General features: G+C 72.8%; 15 protein-coding genes. 9 read left to right on the top strand and 6 right to left on the bottom strand.

Annotation, left to right across the window (positions count from 1 at the left end):
- Nucleotides 1-19: 19 nt before the first annotated feature.
- Together KBY32_RS21240 and KBY32_RS21235 are read left to right on the top strand one after the other, a co-directional pair.
- Nucleotides 20-655, top strand: a complete 636-nt coding sequence (locus KBY32_RS21240) for a TetR/AcrR family transcriptional regulator (RefSeq protein ID WP_210981192.1) — start codon at nt 20-22, stop codon at nt 653-655.
- Nucleotides 656-705: 50 nt separating this feature from the next.
- Nucleotides 706-2,742 (top strand): AAA family ATPase, encoded by a 2,037-nt coding sequence (locus tag KBY32_RS21235; RefSeq protein ID WP_210981191.1) that lies wholly within the window; start codon nt 706-708, stop codon nt 2,740-2,742.
- A gap of 25 nt (nt 2,743-2,767) precedes the next feature.
- Here KBY32_RS21235 and KBY32_RS21230 read toward each other — a convergent pair whose 3' ends face one another.
- Entirely contained in the window at nt 2,768-3,613 is an 846-nt protein-coding gene (locus tag KBY32_RS21230; protein WP_210981190.1) for a nitroreductase/quinone reductase family protein, read from the bottom strand.
- 207 nt (nt 3,614-3,820) lie between these two features.
- On the opposite strand from KBY32_RS21230, the gene KBY32_RS21225 reads away from it, so the two are divergent.
- A complete protein-coding gene (locus KBY32_RS21225) occupies nt 3,821-4,348 on the top strand; it encodes an HAD domain-containing protein (RefSeq protein ID WP_210981189.1) in 528 nt (175 codons plus the stop codon).
- 58 nt (nt 4,349-4,406) lie between these two features.
- On the opposite strand, the gene KBY32_RS21220 is transcribed toward KBY32_RS21225, so the two are convergent.
- Nucleotides 4,407-4,892, bottom strand: coding sequence for a DUF2199 domain-containing protein (locus KBY32_RS21220; RefSeq protein WP_247689803.1), 486 nt, complete (start codon nt 4,890-4,892; stop codon nt 4,407-4,409).
- Nucleotides 4,893-5,098: 206 nt separating this feature from the next.
- On the opposite strand from KBY32_RS21220, the gene KBY32_RS21215 reads away from it, so the two are divergent.
- From KBY32_RS21215 to KBY32_RS21205, 3 genes are all read left to right on the top strand, one after another.
- Nucleotides 5,099-5,689: a helix-turn-helix domain-containing protein gene (locus KBY32_RS21215; protein WP_210981187.1), complete on the top strand. Its 591-nt coding sequence runs from the start codon at nt 5,099-5,101 to the stop codon at nt 5,687-5,689.
- A 113-nt stretch (nt 5,690-5,802) separates the two neighbouring features.
- A complete protein-coding gene (locus tag KBY32_RS21210) occupies nt 5,803-6,528 on the top strand; it encodes a hypothetical protein (RefSeq protein ID WP_210981186.1) in 726 nt (241 codons plus the stop codon).
- A 138-nt stretch (nt 6,529-6,666) separates the two neighbouring features.
- Nucleotides 6,667-7,002, top strand: coding sequence for a DUF2516 family protein (locus KBY32_RS21205; protein WP_079033876.1), 336 nt, complete (start codon nt 6,667-6,669; stop codon nt 7,000-7,002).
- Nucleotides 7,003-7,136: 134 nt separating this feature from the next.
- Here KBY32_RS21205 and KBY32_RS21200 read toward each other — a convergent pair whose 3' ends face one another.
- The 3 genes from KBY32_RS21200 to KBY32_RS21190 all read right to left on the bottom strand — a co-directional run bounded on the left by KBY32_RS21200 (nt 7,137) and on the right by KBY32_RS21190 (nt 10,906).
- Complete coding sequence (locus tag KBY32_RS21200; RefSeq protein WP_055624760.1) at nt 7,137-8,438, bottom strand: PP2C family protein-serine/threonine phosphatase; 1,302 nt, start codon at nt 8,436-8,438, stop codon at nt 7,137-7,139.
- Between the two features lie 318 nt (nt 8,439-8,756).
- Nucleotides 8,757-9,842 carry a C40 family peptidase gene (locus tag KBY32_RS21195; RefSeq protein WP_210981185.1) on the bottom strand — a complete coding sequence of 362 codons (1,086 nt, stop codon included), beginning with the start codon at nt 9,840-9,842 and terminating at the stop codon, nt 8,757-8,759.
- Nucleotides 9,843-10,087: 245 nt separating this feature from the next.
- On the bottom strand, nt 10,088-10,906 hold the full coding sequence (locus KBY32_RS21190) for a class I SAM-dependent methyltransferase (RefSeq protein WP_181890454.1): 819 nt from the start codon (nt 10,904-10,906) through the stop codon (nt 10,088-10,090).
- A gap of 226 nt (nt 10,907-11,132) precedes the next feature.
- On the opposite strand from KBY32_RS21190, the gene mshA reads away from it, so the two are divergent.
- From mshA to KBY32_RS21175, 3 genes are all read left to right on the top strand, one after another.
- Nucleotides 11,133-12,470 carry a D-inositol-3-phosphate glycosyltransferase gene (gene mshA, locus KBY32_RS21185; RefSeq protein ID WP_210981184.1) on the top strand — a complete coding sequence of 446 codons (1,338 nt, stop codon included), beginning with the start codon at nt 11,133-11,135 and terminating at the stop codon, nt 12,468-12,470.
- Nucleotides 12,463-12,963, top strand: a complete 501-nt coding sequence (locus KBY32_RS21180; protein ID WP_055624756.1) for a YbjN domain-containing protein — start codon at nt 12,463-12,465, stop codon at nt 12,961-12,963. The genes mshA and KBY32_RS21180 overlap by 8 nt, the downstream gene beginning before the upstream one ends.
- A gap of 155 nt (nt 12,964-13,118) precedes the next feature.
- Nucleotides 13,119-14,831, top strand: coding sequence for a glycosyl hydrolase family 28-related protein (locus KBY32_RS21175; protein WP_210981183.1), 1,713 nt, complete (start codon nt 13,119-13,121; stop codon nt 14,829-14,831).
- On the opposite strand, the gene KBY32_RS21170 is transcribed toward KBY32_RS21175, so the two are convergent.
- On the bottom strand, nt 14,810-15,607 hold the full coding sequence (locus KBY32_RS21170; RefSeq protein ID WP_210981182.1) for an AraC family transcriptional regulator: 798 nt from the start codon (nt 15,605-15,607) through the stop codon (nt 14,810-14,812). The genes KBY32_RS21175 and KBY32_RS21170 overlap by 22 nt on opposite strands.
- Between the last annotated feature and the right edge of the window lie 20 nt (nt 15,608-15,627).

Below are 15,627 nucleotides of genomic sequence, written 5' to 3'. Positions count from 1 at the left end.
GGCGCGTAGGCTCGCGTTCATGAGCGACGACGGCACCCCCGCCCCCGGCCTGCGGGAACGCAAGAAGCGGCGTATGTACGAGACCGTCTCCGAGACGGCCATCCGGCTCTTCCTGGAGAAGGGCTTCGACGCCGTGTCCGTCGCCGAGGTGGCCGCCGCCGCCGAGATCTCCAAGCCGACCCTCTTCCGGTACTTCCCGGCCAAGGAGGACCTCGTGCTGTACCGGATCGCCGATCACGAGGAGGAGCCCGCGCGCGTCGTGGCCGCGGCGGAGGGGTCGCCCGTCGAGGCGCTGCGGCGGGACTTCCTCGACGCGATCGAGCGTGGGGACCCCATCACCGGGCTCAACGACCACCCGCAGGTGCTCGCCTTCCACTCGCTCGTCTACGGCACACCGGCCCTTGTCGCCCGGATGTACGCCTACCTCGAGCGCTCCGAGGCCGCGCTCGCCGAGGCGCTCGGCGGCGGGCTGGACGCGCGGCTCGCGGCGGGGCAGATCGTGGCCGTCCGGCGGATCCTCGCCGAGGAGAACTGGCGGCGGATCAAGGCGGGGGAGCCGTTGGAGGAGGTCAGGAGGGACGCGATCGCCGCGGCGGAGCGGGCGTTCGGGCGGCTGGAGGCCGGGCTTCCGGAGTTGGCGGCGCACACTGGGTGAGTCAGGGTAAATAATTTAACCGAGTTGCTTTTTCGCGGTAGGGTGGCGGCATGACGCCTGCCGACCCCTCCGCCGACGACCTGCACACCGTGCTCCTGGACGAGCGCGCTCATCACGACCGCTGCCGTGCCGGCCTCGCCGCGATGGCCGACGGGGCCGACCACCAGGTGGTCATCGGCGAGCAGGCCTCCGCCTCCGGCGCCGACGCCGAGGTGCTGGGCCGCCGGCTGCGCGGCCAGGCCAAGGCGCTGCGCGAACTGCCCGAGGGGCCGCTGTTCTTCGGGCGGCTGGACTTCGCGGACGGCGAGCGGCAGGCCGCCCTGCACATCGGCCGGCTGCGGATCAGCGAGCACCCCGCCGACCCGCCCCTCGTCGTCGACTGGCGTGCCCCCGTGGCCCGTGCCTTCTACCAGGCGTCCGCCCGAGACCCGCAGGGCGTGGCCGTCCGGCGGCGCTTCGGATGGGCGCCGGGCAGCAGGGGCGACTCCGGTGACCTCACCGGGCTGGAGGACGAGCATCTGGACCGGGGGGAGTCCCGGGTCAGCGAGATCGTCGCCCGGGAGATCGAGCGGCCGCGCATCGGCCCGATGCGGGACATCGCCGCCACCATCCAGCCCGAGCAGGACGACCTCGTACGGGGCGACCTCGCCGTCTCCCTGTGTGTGCAGGGCGCCCCGGGCACCGGCAAGACCGCCGTGGGCCTGCACCGCGCCGCCTATCTGCTCTACACCCACCCGCAGCGCATCCGCCGCGGCGGCCTGCTGATCGTCGGGCCGAACCCCACCTTCCTCTCCTACATCTCCGAGGTGCTGCCCGCGCTGGGCGAGACCGGCGTACGCCAGTCGACGCTGGCCGCGGAGATCGCCCGGCATCCGGTCCGGGGGAGCGACGAGGAGCGCGCCGCCCGGCTGAAGCACGACATCCGGATGGCGGAGGTGCTGCGGCGGGCGCTCTACGCACGCGTGGGGCGGGCCGAGAGCCTGGCCCCGGTGGTCGTGGCCGACGGTTCCTACCGGTGGCGGGTCCCGGTGGACGCGCTGCGGGGGATCGTCGAGGGCGTCCGCGCCGAGGAACCGCCGTACACCGTGGGGCGGGAGCGGGTGCGGTCCCGGGCCGTACGCCTGCTGCGCGAGCAGGCCGAGCGGCGGGCCGGGCCGCAGACCGCCGCCTGGGCGCAGCGCGTCTCGCGGGGGCGCGCGGTCGGCGCATATGTGGAGGCCGTCTGGCCGAAGGTGCGGCCGGAGGAGGTCGTCGCCGAGCTGTTCACGGATCCGGAGGTGCTGGCGGACGCCTCGGCGGGGGTCCTCGATGACGACGAACGAAAGGCGCTGCTCTGGGCGAGGCCGCCGCGCTCATGGAAGTCGGCCCGCTGGTCGGCCGCCGACCTGGTCCTCCTGGACGAGGTGGCCGGCCTCATCGAGCGCCCGGAGGGGTACGGCCATGTCGTCGTCGACGAGGCGCAGGACCTGTCGCCGATGGAGTGCCGGGCGATCGCGCGCCGCTCGCCGTTCGGCTCGCTGACCGTGCTGGGGGACCTGGCGCAGGGGACGACGCCGTGGGCGGCGCGGGACTGGGCGTCGGCGATGGCGCACCTGGGCAAGCCGGACGCCGTGGTCGTCCCGCTGACCACCGGGTTCCGGGTGCCGCGCGCGATCCTGGAGCTGGCGGACCGGCTGCTGGCGCGGCTTGCGGTGTCCGTGCCGCCGGCCCGCTCGCTGCGCGCCGACGGGGAGGTGCGGTTCCGGGCAGCCGGGGACGATCTGCCGGGTGCCGTCGTGGGGGCGGTCCGGGACGCGCTGGGGCGGGAGGGATCGGTCGGGGTGATCGCGGCCGACGCGGACGTCGCCCGGGTGCGGGAGGCGCTGACGGCGGCCGGGATCCGGGCGGGGCGGGCGGACGAGCCGGGGGAGCGGGTGGTCGTCGTACCGGCTCGTGAGGTGAAGGGGCTGGAGTACGACCAGGTCGTCGCCGTGGAGCCGGCGGCGATCGCGGAGGCGGAGGAACGCGGGCCGCACCGGCTGTACGTGGTGCTGACGCGGGCCGTGGCCGGGCTGGAGGTGGTGCACGGGAGACCGCTGCCCTTCTGAACGGCGGCCTCCCGTACGCCTTCCGTCAGCCGGCGGCGTCGAGAAGCGGTATCAACTGCTGCTCCTCGTACGTCAGATGGGCCTCCAGCTCCGCCGTCAGTCGGGCCACCTCCTCACGCGCCGCCTCCGGCCCGTCCGTCGAGCCCTCCTCCCCGACGGCCCGGCGCAGCCGCTCCACGAGGTCGGCGATGCGCTCGTGCTCCTCACGCAGACGGTCCAGCACGGGCGCGTGGCCGGGGTGGCGGTCGGCGAGGAACGGGAACAGCGCGGTGTCCTCGCCGGTGTGGTGGTTGTGCAGGCCCTGGCAGAACGTGAGGCAGTTGACGCGCAACTGGGCTCCCAGGGTGGAGCCGCCCTTCGCCATCTCGTCGCGGATGATGGCGAGTTCACGGCGGAAGGCGTCGTGCACGACCTTGATGGCCTCGCCCATGGAGGAGGCGTTGATGTTCGGCGGGCCCTGCGCGATCTCGTACAAAGCCACTACGGGGATGACGCGTTCCGTCCGCTCCTGGTAGGCGGCCCAGCCGGGCTCCGCCTCCACGGCCCGCGCGAACGCCCGGTCCCGTTCCTCGCCTTCCAGGACGACCGCGCGTGCCGGGTAGGTGAACGCCCCGGCCTCCACGGTGACCTCGGGGTGGGCGACGAGGTTGTGGAACCACGCCGGGTGCTTCGGCGAACCGGCGGCCGAGGCGATGACCAGGACGCGTTCGCCGCCGTCCGGGAGATAGGCGACCGGGGTGGTGTGGGGGCGTCCGGTGCGGGCGCCGGTGGTGGTGAGGAGGAGCAGCCGGCCGCCTTCGAAGGGGCCGTCCACGCGGCCCTTGTTGGCGCGGAACTCCTCGATGACCTGCTGATTGAAGTCATGGGGCATGCGGGGTGTCTGGTCTCTTTCTCTTCGTCTTCTCTTCGTCGGTCTCCGTCTGGGAGGGAAGTGAAGAGAAAAGGCGGGCTCCTGGCCCGCGCCCATGGCCTCACTCAGAGGCCGGGCAACACCCAACTCGCTCACGGCACAAGGCCGACCCGGCAGTCATGCGGTCGACGGTAGCGCAGGGACCGCCCAAGGGCGATCCTGTTTTCGATGCTCCTGTTCCTCGACGTCGACGGCACGCTCATCCCCTTCGGGTCGCAGCGGCCGTATCCCCTGTACGAAGCACCCCGCCCCCTGCCCGGACCACCCGCCCACCCACTGCTCGCCCGGGTGGACCCCACGCTCGGCACCCGGCTGCGGCGGCTCGCGGAGCTCGGGTGCGAGCTCGTATGGGCCACGACCTGGCTGGACGACGCGAACTCCGCCCTCGCGCCCTGGCTCGGCCTGCCCCAGCTCCGACTGGTCGACTGGCCGGACGAGGACGCCGAACCGTGGCTCGGCAAGCGCGCCCCGCACTGGAAGACACGGCCGCTGGTGGCGTGGGCGGCGGGCCGGGCGTTCGTGTGGGTGGACGACGAGATCACCGACGTGGACCGCGCCTATGTGGCCGCCCACCACCCGTCCCCGGCCCTCCTGCACCGAGTCGACCACCGCCACGGCCTCACGGACCACGACTTCACGGTCCTGGAGGAGTGGATCGCGGGCGGCGGCCGGAAGAGCGGGTCACCGGCCCTTTGATCTCGTAGGACAGGTGCCCCCTTCGGGGCCCGGACTGTGCCGCGGCAGAGGTCTGCGGCTAGCGGGCGCCCTCAGGTTCGTCACGCGGAGCACTGTCGGTGGAGTGCAGCACGGCCTCGGCGATCTCGCGCACCCGTTCCATGGTGATGCCGGTCCGTTGTTCGACGGCGAGCGGGTGGTCGGTGGGTTCCAGCTCGACCGAGGGCCGCTCGCCGACCGGACGGGTGTGGACGTGGGTCCGCAGGTTGATGGTGCTGGGGGAGTAGATCGGCAGCTCGGTGGTGAGCCAGCCGAAGTACGGCTTCTCCGACTCGCGTCCTGGCGTGTCCCACAGGTCGGCCGAGCGGGAGAAGTTCTCACGGCTGAGAGAGACCCAGACAGCCCAGGAGAACACCTCTTCGCTGTCGATGACCGGTATCTCGATCAGGCCCTTGACGAAGTAGTGCTGCGCCTTGATGACGCACTGATCCGAGGAGAGCAGGCAGTCGGGGGCGTCGGCGAAACTCGGGTCCCAGACGTAGGGGGCGGCGGCGGAGTAGTTCATCGGCAGCTCGCCGTGGTGCCTGCCGCAGCACGTGCAGGTGAATCCGAGATCGTTGGCCATGGCGAGGAGCCTAGTGATCCCACTCGTCCCCGCTGAAGGTGAGGCGACGTGCCGTGGCGAGCCACACCGGCTCCGGGTGGGTGGTGTGGCGCACTTTTGCAAGCGGGTGCTTGCAATAGTTAGCGAGGGTGCGGCACAGTGGGGGCATGGCATCGCTCAACGTCGGCAATCTCGGCGAGTATCTGCGCGAGCAGCGGCGCACCGCGCAGCTGTCGTTGCGGCAGCTCGCCGATGCCGCCGGGGTGTCCAATCCGTACCTGAGCCAGATCGAGCGCGGGCTGCGCAAGCCGTCCGCGGAGGTGCTGCAGCAGGTCGCCAAGGCCCTGCGGATCTCCGCGGAGACGCTGTACGTCCGCGCCGGCATCCTCGACGCCGAGCGGGACCGGGACGAGGTGGAGACGCGTGCCGTGCTCCTGGCCGACCCGACCCTGACCGAGCGCCAGAAGCAGGTGCTGCTCCAGATCTACGAGTCCTTCCGCAAGGAGAACGGCTTCGGGATATCCCCCGAGGACGTGGAGGCGGAAGCGGCCGAGCGGATCGCCGACGCCGTGGAGGACCTGGCCGGTGACGCGGGGGACGGCACGGACCCCGACGGTGACGGCCAGGGCACCGGTGGCCGTCCGGCCCGAGCCACCCGCACACCCCGTACGACCCGATCGACCCGCACGAGACGTACGTCCGACGGCGACGACGCCGGCCCGGAGAACGAGACCGGCCCGCAGCAGTCGGCCGGCTGACCGTGGACCGCCGTACGCACCCCGTGCGTCGGCCGCTCCACAGGTGTCGGCCGTCCGGCCGGCCGCGGGTACCCAAAACCCTCATCTGATAGCGACCCGGGAGGACCATCACCATGGCCATCACCGACGACCTGCGCAAGACCCTCAGCGACCCGACCCCGCTCTACTTCGCCGCCGGCACCGCCGACCTCGCCCTCCAGCAGGCCAAGAAGGTGCCCGGACTGGTGGAGCAGCTGCGCACCGAGGCGCCGTCGCGGTTCGAGGCCGTGCGCAACACCGACCCGAAGGCCGTCCAGGAGAAGGCCGCCGCCCGTGCCAAGGAGGCCGGTGCCAAGGCCAAGGAGGCCCAGGAGGCCCTGCAGGCCAAGGTCACCGAGCTCGTCGGCAGCCTGGACACCGACATCAAGAAGCTGGGCACCAGCCTGGACGCCGACTTCAAGAAGTTCGGCAGCAACCTCGACGCCGACCTGAAGAAGTTCGGCGAGAGCGCGCAGGACCTCGCGCTGCGCACCATCGGCGTCGCCGCCGAGTACGCCGTGAAGGCCCGCGAGACCTACGAGAAGGTCGCCGAGCACGGCGAGCAGGCCGTGCGCACCTGGCGCGGCGAGGCGGCCGAGGAGATCGAGGAGTTCGCGATCGCCGTCGAGCCGGACGCCAAGCCGGTCGAGGTCAAGGACGAGAAGCCGGCGCCCGCGGCCCCGGCCAAGCCCGCCGCCCCGGCCCGGCCGACCCCGGTCAGGACCGAGCCGGCCGCCGCCGCCACGGCGAAGAAGACCCCGGCCAAGAAGGCTCCGGCCAAGAAGGCCACCGCGAAGAAGACCACCCCTCCGGCCAAGTAGCCGACGGGCGGAGCAGGACCACGGGGACGGGCCGGGCACTTACCGAGTGCGCGGCCCGTTCTGCGGGTAACGGTCCTGCGGATGCGGGTACGGTGACCGCGTAGACACGAGCTGATTCAGGTGGTGGACGTTGTGCTGATGCAGGGCTTCGCGGGGTTCATGTGGCTGCTGAGCGTGGCCCTGATCCTCTTCAGCGGCTTCGCGCTGATCGACGCCGCCGTCCGCCGGGAGGACGCCTACCGGGCGGTCGACAAGCAGAGCAAGGCCTTCTGGCTGATCATCCTCGGGCTCGCCTTCGTGGTGAACCTGATCTTCAACATCCTGTCGTTCCTGCCGATCATCGGCCTCATCGCGACGATCGTGTACATGGTCGACGTCCGCCCCGCCCTGCGGGGTCTGTCCGGCGGCGGCCGCACGCGGCGCGGCGGCTCCAGCAGCGACGGCCCCTACGGGCCGTACAACGGCGGCCGCTGACCGGTCCGACCGGGTCAGGATGAGCGGTCGTACGACGAGCGGCCGTACGACGAGCGGCCGTACGACGAGCAGCGGCCGTACGACGAGCAGCGGCCGTACGACGAGCGGAGGGCGCCGGCCGGAGCCGGTGGCCCTCACGCCGACCGGTCGAGCAGCAGCACCGCCACGTCGTCCGTCAGCTCGCCGCCGTTGAGGTCCCGGACCTCGTTGACGGCCGCCCTCAGCAGTTCCTCGCCGCGCAGGCCCTCGCCGAGCTGGCGCCGGACCATGTCGACCATGCCGTCCTGCCCCAGCCGCTCCCGGCCCTCGCCGACGCGGCCCTCGATCAGGCCGTCGGTGTAGAGCATCAGGCTCCACTCGGCCCCCAGCTCCACCTGCATCCGCGGCCAGCGCGCGCCGGGCACCAGCCCGAGCGCCGGACCGTTGTTGTCGTACGGCAGCAGCCGGGCCGCCCGGCCCGGGCGGGCCAGCAGCGGGGACGGATGCCCGGCCAGGCACAGCCCGGCGCGGCGCCCGTCCGGCGCTATGTCGACCGTGCACAGCGTGGCGAAGATCTCGTCGTCGCCGCGCTCGTGCTCCAGCACCTGCTGGAGCGTGTTCAGCAGTTCGTCGCCGCAGAGCCCGGCCAGCGTCAGCGCCCGCCAGGCGATCCGCAGCTCCACGCCGAGCGCGGCCTCGTCGGGCCCGTGCCCGCACACATCGCCGATCATGGCGTGCACGGTGCCGTCGGCGGTGCGGACGACGTCGTAGAAGTCACCGCCCAGCAGGGCGCGCGAGCGGCCCGGGCGGTAGCGCGCGGCGAACCGCAGCGAGGAGCCCTCCAGCAGCGGCGTCGGCAGCAGGCCGCGCTCCAGGCGCCGGTTCTCCTGCGCCCGCAGCCGGCCCTCGGCCAGCCGTCGCTCGGCCGTGTCGGAACGTTTCCTCTCCACGGCATAGCGGATCGCCCGGCTCAGCAGCCGGCCGTCCAGCTCGTCCCGGAAGAGGTAGTCCTGCGCCCCGACGCGCACGGCCTCGGCGCCGCGCTCGGCGTCGCCGGACGCGGTGAGGGCCAGGACGGCGTGCCGGGGCGCGAGCTCCAGGACGTGCTTGAGCACGCCGAGCTCGTCCTCGTCGCCGGTCCGGCCGGGGGCGGGCAGCGCCAGGTCCAGCAGGATGCAGTGGACGTCGTCGGTGAGCAGCCGCGCGGCCTCGGTGAGGTTGCGGGCCGTGCGCACCCGGATGGGCTTGCCGGCCGGGTCGAACATCTCCGGCACGATCGTCGAGCCGGGATCGTCCTCGATCAGCAGCAGCGTCAGATTGGTGTGCGGGGTGTTCTCGACCGTCTGATCCTTACGCGGGGCCTCATCCGTGAAGGTGCCGCCGCCTGGGGTCGCGGCCTGCGCCTGACCTGTCTCCACGGCCGGGATCGCTCTCTGCCGCGGTACGGGTACGGGCATTGTCGTGAGTTCCTTCCCTCCCCCCGAGGGCATGGTCGACCGAGGGTCCTCGATCCACCGACGGGGACCATAGCGGGTGTCGGCGCCGCAGCGGAATGGCGCGGAGCACGTCCGGCGGACCCTCGCCGCTGTCATATGCCGCGATTGCTACCGCAGTTGGACAGGCCGACGGGGGCCCGGGGATGACGAACGTCACGTCTGTGGTGGGGCCGTGGGAAATGTGACGTGGAGTGGGTCACGTGGTGGCGGTCACCACGGAAACGTCACAAAGTGCCGGGTGGGCATGGCGCGAGGCGTGTCACAAGACGCCCTGAAACCTCACGCATCGGGACGGACCACCCCGAGGATCCGCATCGAACCGGCCCCCGCCACCGTCACCGTCCGGCCCGGCCGCGGGGCGTGGATGATGGCGCCGTCGCCGACGTACATCGCCACATGGCTGGCGTCGGCGTTGTAGATGATGAGGTCGCCGGGGCGCATGTCCTCGACCGCGATGTGCTCGAGCCGCTTCCACTGCTCCTGGGACGTCCGGGGGATCGGGCGCCCCGCGCTCGCCCACGCCTGGGAGGTCAGCCCCGAGCAGTCGTACGTCTTCGGGCCCTCGGCGCCCCACTCGTACGGCTTTCCGAGCTGGTCGGTGGCGTACGCCACGGCCTTGCTGCCCTGCTCGGACGCCTTCGTCCTCAGGTCCTCGAGGATGCCGGAGTCCAGCCAGGCGGTCTGCGCCTTGCGCGCGGCCGCCGCCTCCAGCTCGGCGAGGCGCTCCCGCTCCTCCTTCTCGAGCTGTGACTCCAGCTTCTCGGCCGCCTTGATCTGCTTCTCGATCTTCTTCTGGGCGGCCGCCTTGGCCTTGCGGCCCGCCTCCAGCTTCCGCCACTGGGCGGAGGCGTCCTTCGCGTACTGCTCCAAGTCCTGCTGAGTGCGCGTCAGTTCGGCCAGGAGGCCCTTCGTGGCGCGCTGGCCCTGGAGCACCCGGCGGGTGTTGTCGAGGAAATGCTGCGGGTTGTCGCTGAGCATCAGGTGCGCCTCGTCCGGCAGTCCGCCGGAGCGGTACTGGGCGGCGGCCGCGGCGCCGGCGCGCTCCTTCAGCTCGGCCAGCTTCTCCTTGCCCTTGACGATCTTCTTCGCCAGCTCGACGATCTCCGCCGACTGCTTCTCGGCGGCCTCCTCGGCGGCGTTGTACTCGTCGGTGGCGACGGACGCCTCGTGGTACAGCTTCTCCAGCTGGGCGCGGACCGCTTCCAGTTCCTCATTGGACACCGGCGTCGGGGCGGCGGAGGCCGAGGCGCTGGGGGAGGGGGACGGGGTCGGTGCCGCGAAGGCCGTACCCGGTGCCGCCAGTACGGTGACCGCGCAGACGACGGTCACGGCCACCGTGATCAGGCCGCGCTTGCCCGTGGCCATACCTGTGCCCCCAAACTGATGTCCCGTCAGTAACTTCAGGCGTCCGGGGGATCGTGCCATGTCGGCGCGCAAAGTGACAGAGGTCTGCTTTCCCCCGTCCCCTCCCGGTCATGACGATCACCCCGCCTTTGTGACGAACGACTCAGGGAGATCGTTCCCCGCAGGTCAGGGGGGTGAGGGAGGGGCGCGGGTCGGCCGATGTGACCGGAGGGGGCAGTGCCGGGGCGCCTCGCATGACGGAGGGCTCAGCTCCGGGGCGCCAACGCCGCCCAGTCCAGGGTGACTTCGCCCTGCCGCCAGCGCACCGGACCATCCGTCACCGGCCAGTCCGCGGCCAGCTGACGCACGGTCCGGATCCAGCGCTGGCGCGCCCCGTACGAGGCGTAGGGCGCGGCGGCCGCCCAGGCGCGGTCGAAGTCGCGCAGGAAGGCGTGCACCGGCTCGCCGGGGACATTGCGGTGGATCAGCGCCTTCGGGAGCCGTTCGGCGAGGTCCGACGGCCGCTCCAGCGAGCCCAGCCGGGTCGCGAAGGTGACCGTGCGCGGCCCCTCCGGGCCGAGCGCCACCCACACATGCCGGCGCCCGATCTCGTCGCAGGTCCCCTCGACCAGCAGCCCGCCCCGCGAGCCGGTCGCCGCGTCGGCCGGGGCGAGCCGGGCGCACAGCCGCTCCCACACCTCGGCGACCTGCTCCTCGTCGTACTGGCGCAGCACGTTCGCGGCGCGGACGAGGTGCGGACGCTGGGGGAGCGGGATCTCGAAGCCGCCGTGCCGGAAGACGAGCCCGTCGCGTTCGTACGGTTTCGCGGCGGCGACCCGGGCCGGTTCGATCTCGACGCCGACGACCCGCACGCGCGGTGCGACGGCGCGCAGCCGGCCGAGCAGTTCCACGGCGGTCCAGGGGGCGGCGCCGTACCCGAGGTCGACCGCCACGGGGTCGGGCGCCCGGCGCAGCTCGGCCCCGTGCGCCTGGGCGATCCAGCGGTCCATGCGCCGCAGCCGGTTGGGGTTGGTCGTGCCGCGCGTCACCGATCCCACGGGGCGGTGGGCTGCGCGGGCTGTCATGGATACGAGGGTAAGGCGCGGGCGCGCCGCCGCATGGCCCCCCCGCGCGCGGGGAACCCGGTCCCGGTGACGCAGCCCGACGTCGAACGGTTGAGCGACACCCGGTAACGCCTCGGCAAAAACCACCCCGCCAGGAATGGGAACCCCGCCCTCCGGCGTTGCACCGCCTTGGAGGGCGCATCCGGCCCTCTGTCCGGCATGCCCGCAGGCCAAGGAGGAACGCCACGTGAGCCAGTACGTCAGCAGGCTCGGGCGTCGCTCCGCGGTGGCCCCGTCGCGGCTCAGGCTGCACCGCCGCCCCCGTCGCGTCGCCATGCTCTCCGTGCACACCTCACCGCTGCACCAGCCCGGCACCGGCGACGCCGGCGGCATGAACGTCTACATCGTCGAACTCGCCCAGTGCCTCGCCGCGATCAACATCGAGGTCGAGATCTTCACGCGCACGACCGCCACGGACCTCCCCCCGGTCGTCGAGCTGGCCCCCGGCGTCCTCGTCCGGCACGTCGACGCGGGCCCCTACGAGGGCCTGAACAAGGAGGACCTCCCCGCCCAGCTGTGCGCCTTCACGCACGGCGTCATGCAGGCCTGGGCCGGACACCGCCCCGGCTACTACGACCTCGTCCACTCGCACTACTGGCTCTCCGGCCATGTCGGCTGGCTCGCCGCCCAGCGCTGGGGCGTCCCCCTGGTGCACGCCATGCACACCATGGCCAAGGTCAAGAACGCCAACCTGGCCGACGGCGACACGCCCGAACCGGCCGCCCGCGTGATCGGCGAGACGCAGATCGTCGACGCCGCCGACCGCCTCATCGCCAACACCGAGGAGGAGGCCGACGAGCTGGTACGGCACTACGCCGCCGACCCGGCCAAGGTCGCCGTCGTGCACCCCGGCGTGAACCTCTCCCGCTTCTCGCCGGCCGACGGCCGGGCCGCCGCCCGCGCCCGCCTCGGCCTGCCGCAGGACGCCCTGATCCCGCTCTTCGCGGGCCGCATCCAGCCGCTGAAGGCGCCGGACATCCTGCTGCGCGCGGTCGCCGTCCTCCTCGACGAGCGACCCGAGCTGCGCTCCCGCATCCTGGTGCCGGTCGTCGGCGGCCCGAGCGGCAGCGGCATGGCGAAGCCGGAGGGGCTGCAGAAGCTCGCCGCCCGCCTCGGCATCGCGGACGTCGTACGGTTCCGTCCGCCGGTCGGGCAGGATCAGCTCGCGGACTGGTTCCGGGCCGCCTCGGTGCTGGTCATGCCGTCGTACAGCGAGTCCTTCGGGCTGGTCGCCATCGAGGCGCAGGCGGCCGGCACCCCGGTGCTGGCGGCGGCGGTCGGCGGGCTGCCGGTGGCCGTGCGGGACGGCCGTACGGGCTTCCTGGTCGAGGGCCACAACCCCGCCGCCTACGCGCGCGTGCTGCGCGCCTTCGCCGACGACCCGCAGCTGTGTCCCCGGATGGGCGAGGCGGCGGCGCGGCACGCCCAGTCGTTCGGCTGGGACACCGCGGCCGGCGCCACGGCGGAGGTCTACACGGCCGCCGCCCAGGCCCACCGCCGTCGCGTACGCTCCCACCATGGCTGACGCACAGAAGGCGGCGCAGGTCGTCGAGGGAGCACTGAAGGACGCCGAACTGGAGTGGGAGAGCCCCGAGCCGGGCACCTACGTCGTCAAGCTCCCCGGCACGCGGAAGCTGTCCACGACCGTCTCCCTGATCGTCGGCCGCCACTCCCTCTCCCTGAACGCGTTCGTCATCCGCCACCCCGACGAGAACGAGTCCGGGGTCCACCGCTGGCTCCTGGAGCGCAACCTCAAGCTGTACGGCGTCAGTTACGCCGTCGACCGGCTCGGCGACGTCTACGTCACCGCCCGCCTCCCGCTCGCCGCGATCACCGCCGACGAGATCGACCGCATCCTCGGCCAGGTCCTGGAGGCGGCCGACGGCGCCTTCAACACCCTCCTGGAGCTCGGGTTCGCCACCGCGATCCGCAAGGAGTACGCGTGGCGGCTCGCACGCGGCGAGTCGACGCGCAACCTGGACGCGTTCAGCCATCTGACCCAGAAGTCACAGGACTGACGCCGACCCGCGTCCCCCTACGCACCTAACCCCTGCACGCCCTCTTCCCGCCGCAGGGGTCCCGTGGCATGCTCACCCTCCGACGCACTTCTGAACATTGTTCACATCCATGAAAAACATCCATGAAGAGCATGCGGCGTGGAGGGCGTACGGACATGGGCAACGCGCATCTCACCAGACGGGCCCTGCTCGGCGGGGCCACGGCCGTGGCGCTCGCCGCGACGACCGGCACCACGGCCCGGGCGGACGCCCCGCCCGCCCCGGGCCCCGGCGCCCCTCAGGCCCCAGCCCCGGGCCCCGGCACCCCACAGGTCCCCGCTCTCTGGCACGAGTTCACCCGCACCCCCTTCACCCATCCGCAGATCCCCTACGTGGGCCGGGCCGGCCGGCACGGCGGAGACCGCCGGCGCCCCCGCCCCCGGGTCGTCGCCGACGTCCGCGCCTTCGGCGCCGTGGCGGACGGCACCACCGACTGCGCCCCCGCGATCAACCGTGCCATCGCCGCCGCCGGAAGGGCCGGCGGTGGCACGGTCACCATCCCGCCCGGCACCTTCCGCATCGACGACGTCATCCGCGTCGGCCACTCGAACGTCGTCCTGCGCGGCGCCGGCAGCGGCCGTACGACCCTGCTCGCCACGAAGAACCTCACCGAGCTGATCGGCGTCTACGGCTCCCGCTACGGAGGCGACAAGTCGTCCTGGTCCTGGGCGGGCGGCCTGATCTGGCTGGCCCCCGAGGCCCGCTGGAACACCCTGGTCGACGCGATCCGGGCCCGCGACTGGCCGTTCGAGGGCTGGACCGGCAACCGGCGCGACGAGTGGCGCACCCTCACCACCGTCGCCCCCGCCCGCCGCGGCTCCTGGACGGTCCGGGTGGCCGACCCGTCGGCGCTGCGCCCCGGCGCCCTCGTCCTGCTCCGCCTCGCCGACGACGCCGAGCACACGCTCCTCGAGCACATGAGCGGCGGCGGACCCGGCGCCGAGGCGTACACCTGGGACGACAAGACCAAGCTGACCTCGTACGTCCCCTACGAGTGGCCGGTGCGCGTCACCCGGGTCCGCGGCCGCGAGGTCACCCTGGAACGCCCCCTGCCGCTCGACGTACGCCCCGAGTGGGACCCCCGACTGACCACGCACGTCGAGGAGTTGACCGGCGCGGGCGTGGAGGGCCTCACCCTGGAGGCGGTGGAGACCCCGCAGCAGCCGCACCTCCTCGACAAGGGCCACAACGGTGTCGTCCTGCAGTGCGCCTACGACTGCTGGGTGCACGACGTGACGGTCCGCCACGTCGACAACGGCTTCGGTCTGGTGGCCGCCTCCGCCTGCACGCTCACGCACACGCGCGTGGCGGGTCGCGGGGTGCACCACCCGTACTTCTGCCGGGAGGGCTCGCACGACAACCTCGTCGAGGACTTCACGATCGAGGCCCGCACCACCCCGGCCCCCGCCAACACCCAGCTGCACGGCATCAACGTCGAGGGCCTGTCCTCCCACAACGTCTGGTCGCGCGGCGACATGCGCATGGGCACCTTCGACAGCCACCGCGGCCTGCCCTTCGCCAACGTCCGCACCGACATCACCGTCGTCAACGACGGACGGCACGGCGGCGACGCGAGCGCCGGGCCGCTGTTCGGGGCGCGCTTCACCCACTGGAACATCCGGGTGACCAACGGCCGCGCCGGTATGGTCCGCCTCGACGGCCTCGCACCCTACTCGGCGACCGTCGGCCTCAACGAGGTCAGCGAGTTCGGCCAGATCGACGTACCCGACTTCACCGGCGACCTGCACGCCCGCCTGGAGCTGTACGGCACCACCGACGCCGTACGGCCCCGCAATCTGTACGACGCTCAGCGCGCGCTGCCGCGGTAGCGGCCCGGGGTGACGCCCACCAGGCGGCGGAAGTGCCGGGTGAGATGGGACTGGTCGTAGAAGCCGGTCGCGGCGGCCACCTCGGCCGGCGCCCGGCCCTCCAGCAGCAGCCCACGGGCCCGGTCGACCCGGCGGGACATCAGGTACTGGTGCGGGGCGATGCCGTACGCGGCGCTGAACGACCGCACCAGATGGGCGGGATGGGCCCGCACCAGCACCGCCGCCTCGTCCAGGGCGATGCCCGGCACCACCCGCTCGTCGAGCAGTTCACGCAGCCGGCGGGCCAGCTCGGGGTCGCGGCGGTCGGCCTCGGTCGCCGTCCTCGGCCGCAGGCAGGCGCGCAGCCGGTCGCCGATGAGGGTCAGCCGGCTGTCGGCCTCCAGCTCGTCACCGGGCTGGGCGAGCGCCGCGTGCAGCTGTCCGACGCGCCGCCGCAGCACCGGGTCGCGCAGATCGGGCGAGTCGACGGCCGGGCCGATCAGGTCGTCGCCGAGCCGGGTGCCGTCCAGGTACAGGACGCGTTTGCGGAAGCCGTGCGGGGTGGCGGGGGAGCCGTTGTGCGGGACGTGCGGCGGCAGCAGGGTCACCGTGTCGTGCGGGGTGCCGTGCTCGTGCCGGTCCAGGTCGTAGCGGACGGCGCCGTCGTCGACGATCAGCAGCGTCCACGCCTCGTGGACGTGCATCGGGTACGCGTAGTCGGTGAAGTGGGCGTGGAAGACCTCGGTGACGCCCGGGACGCGGGGACGCCACGCGGTGACCTCCTCGCGCGTGCCCATGCAAAGAACGTACAAGACCG

The sequence above is a fragment of the Streptomyces sp. RK62 genome (assembly GCF_018070255.1).
GTDB classification, from domain to species: domain Bacteria; phylum Actinomycetota; class Actinomycetes; order Streptomycetales; family Streptomycetaceae; genus Streptomyces; species Streptomyces nigra.
This window is presented reverse-complemented; position numbering and strand designations above follow the sequence as displayed.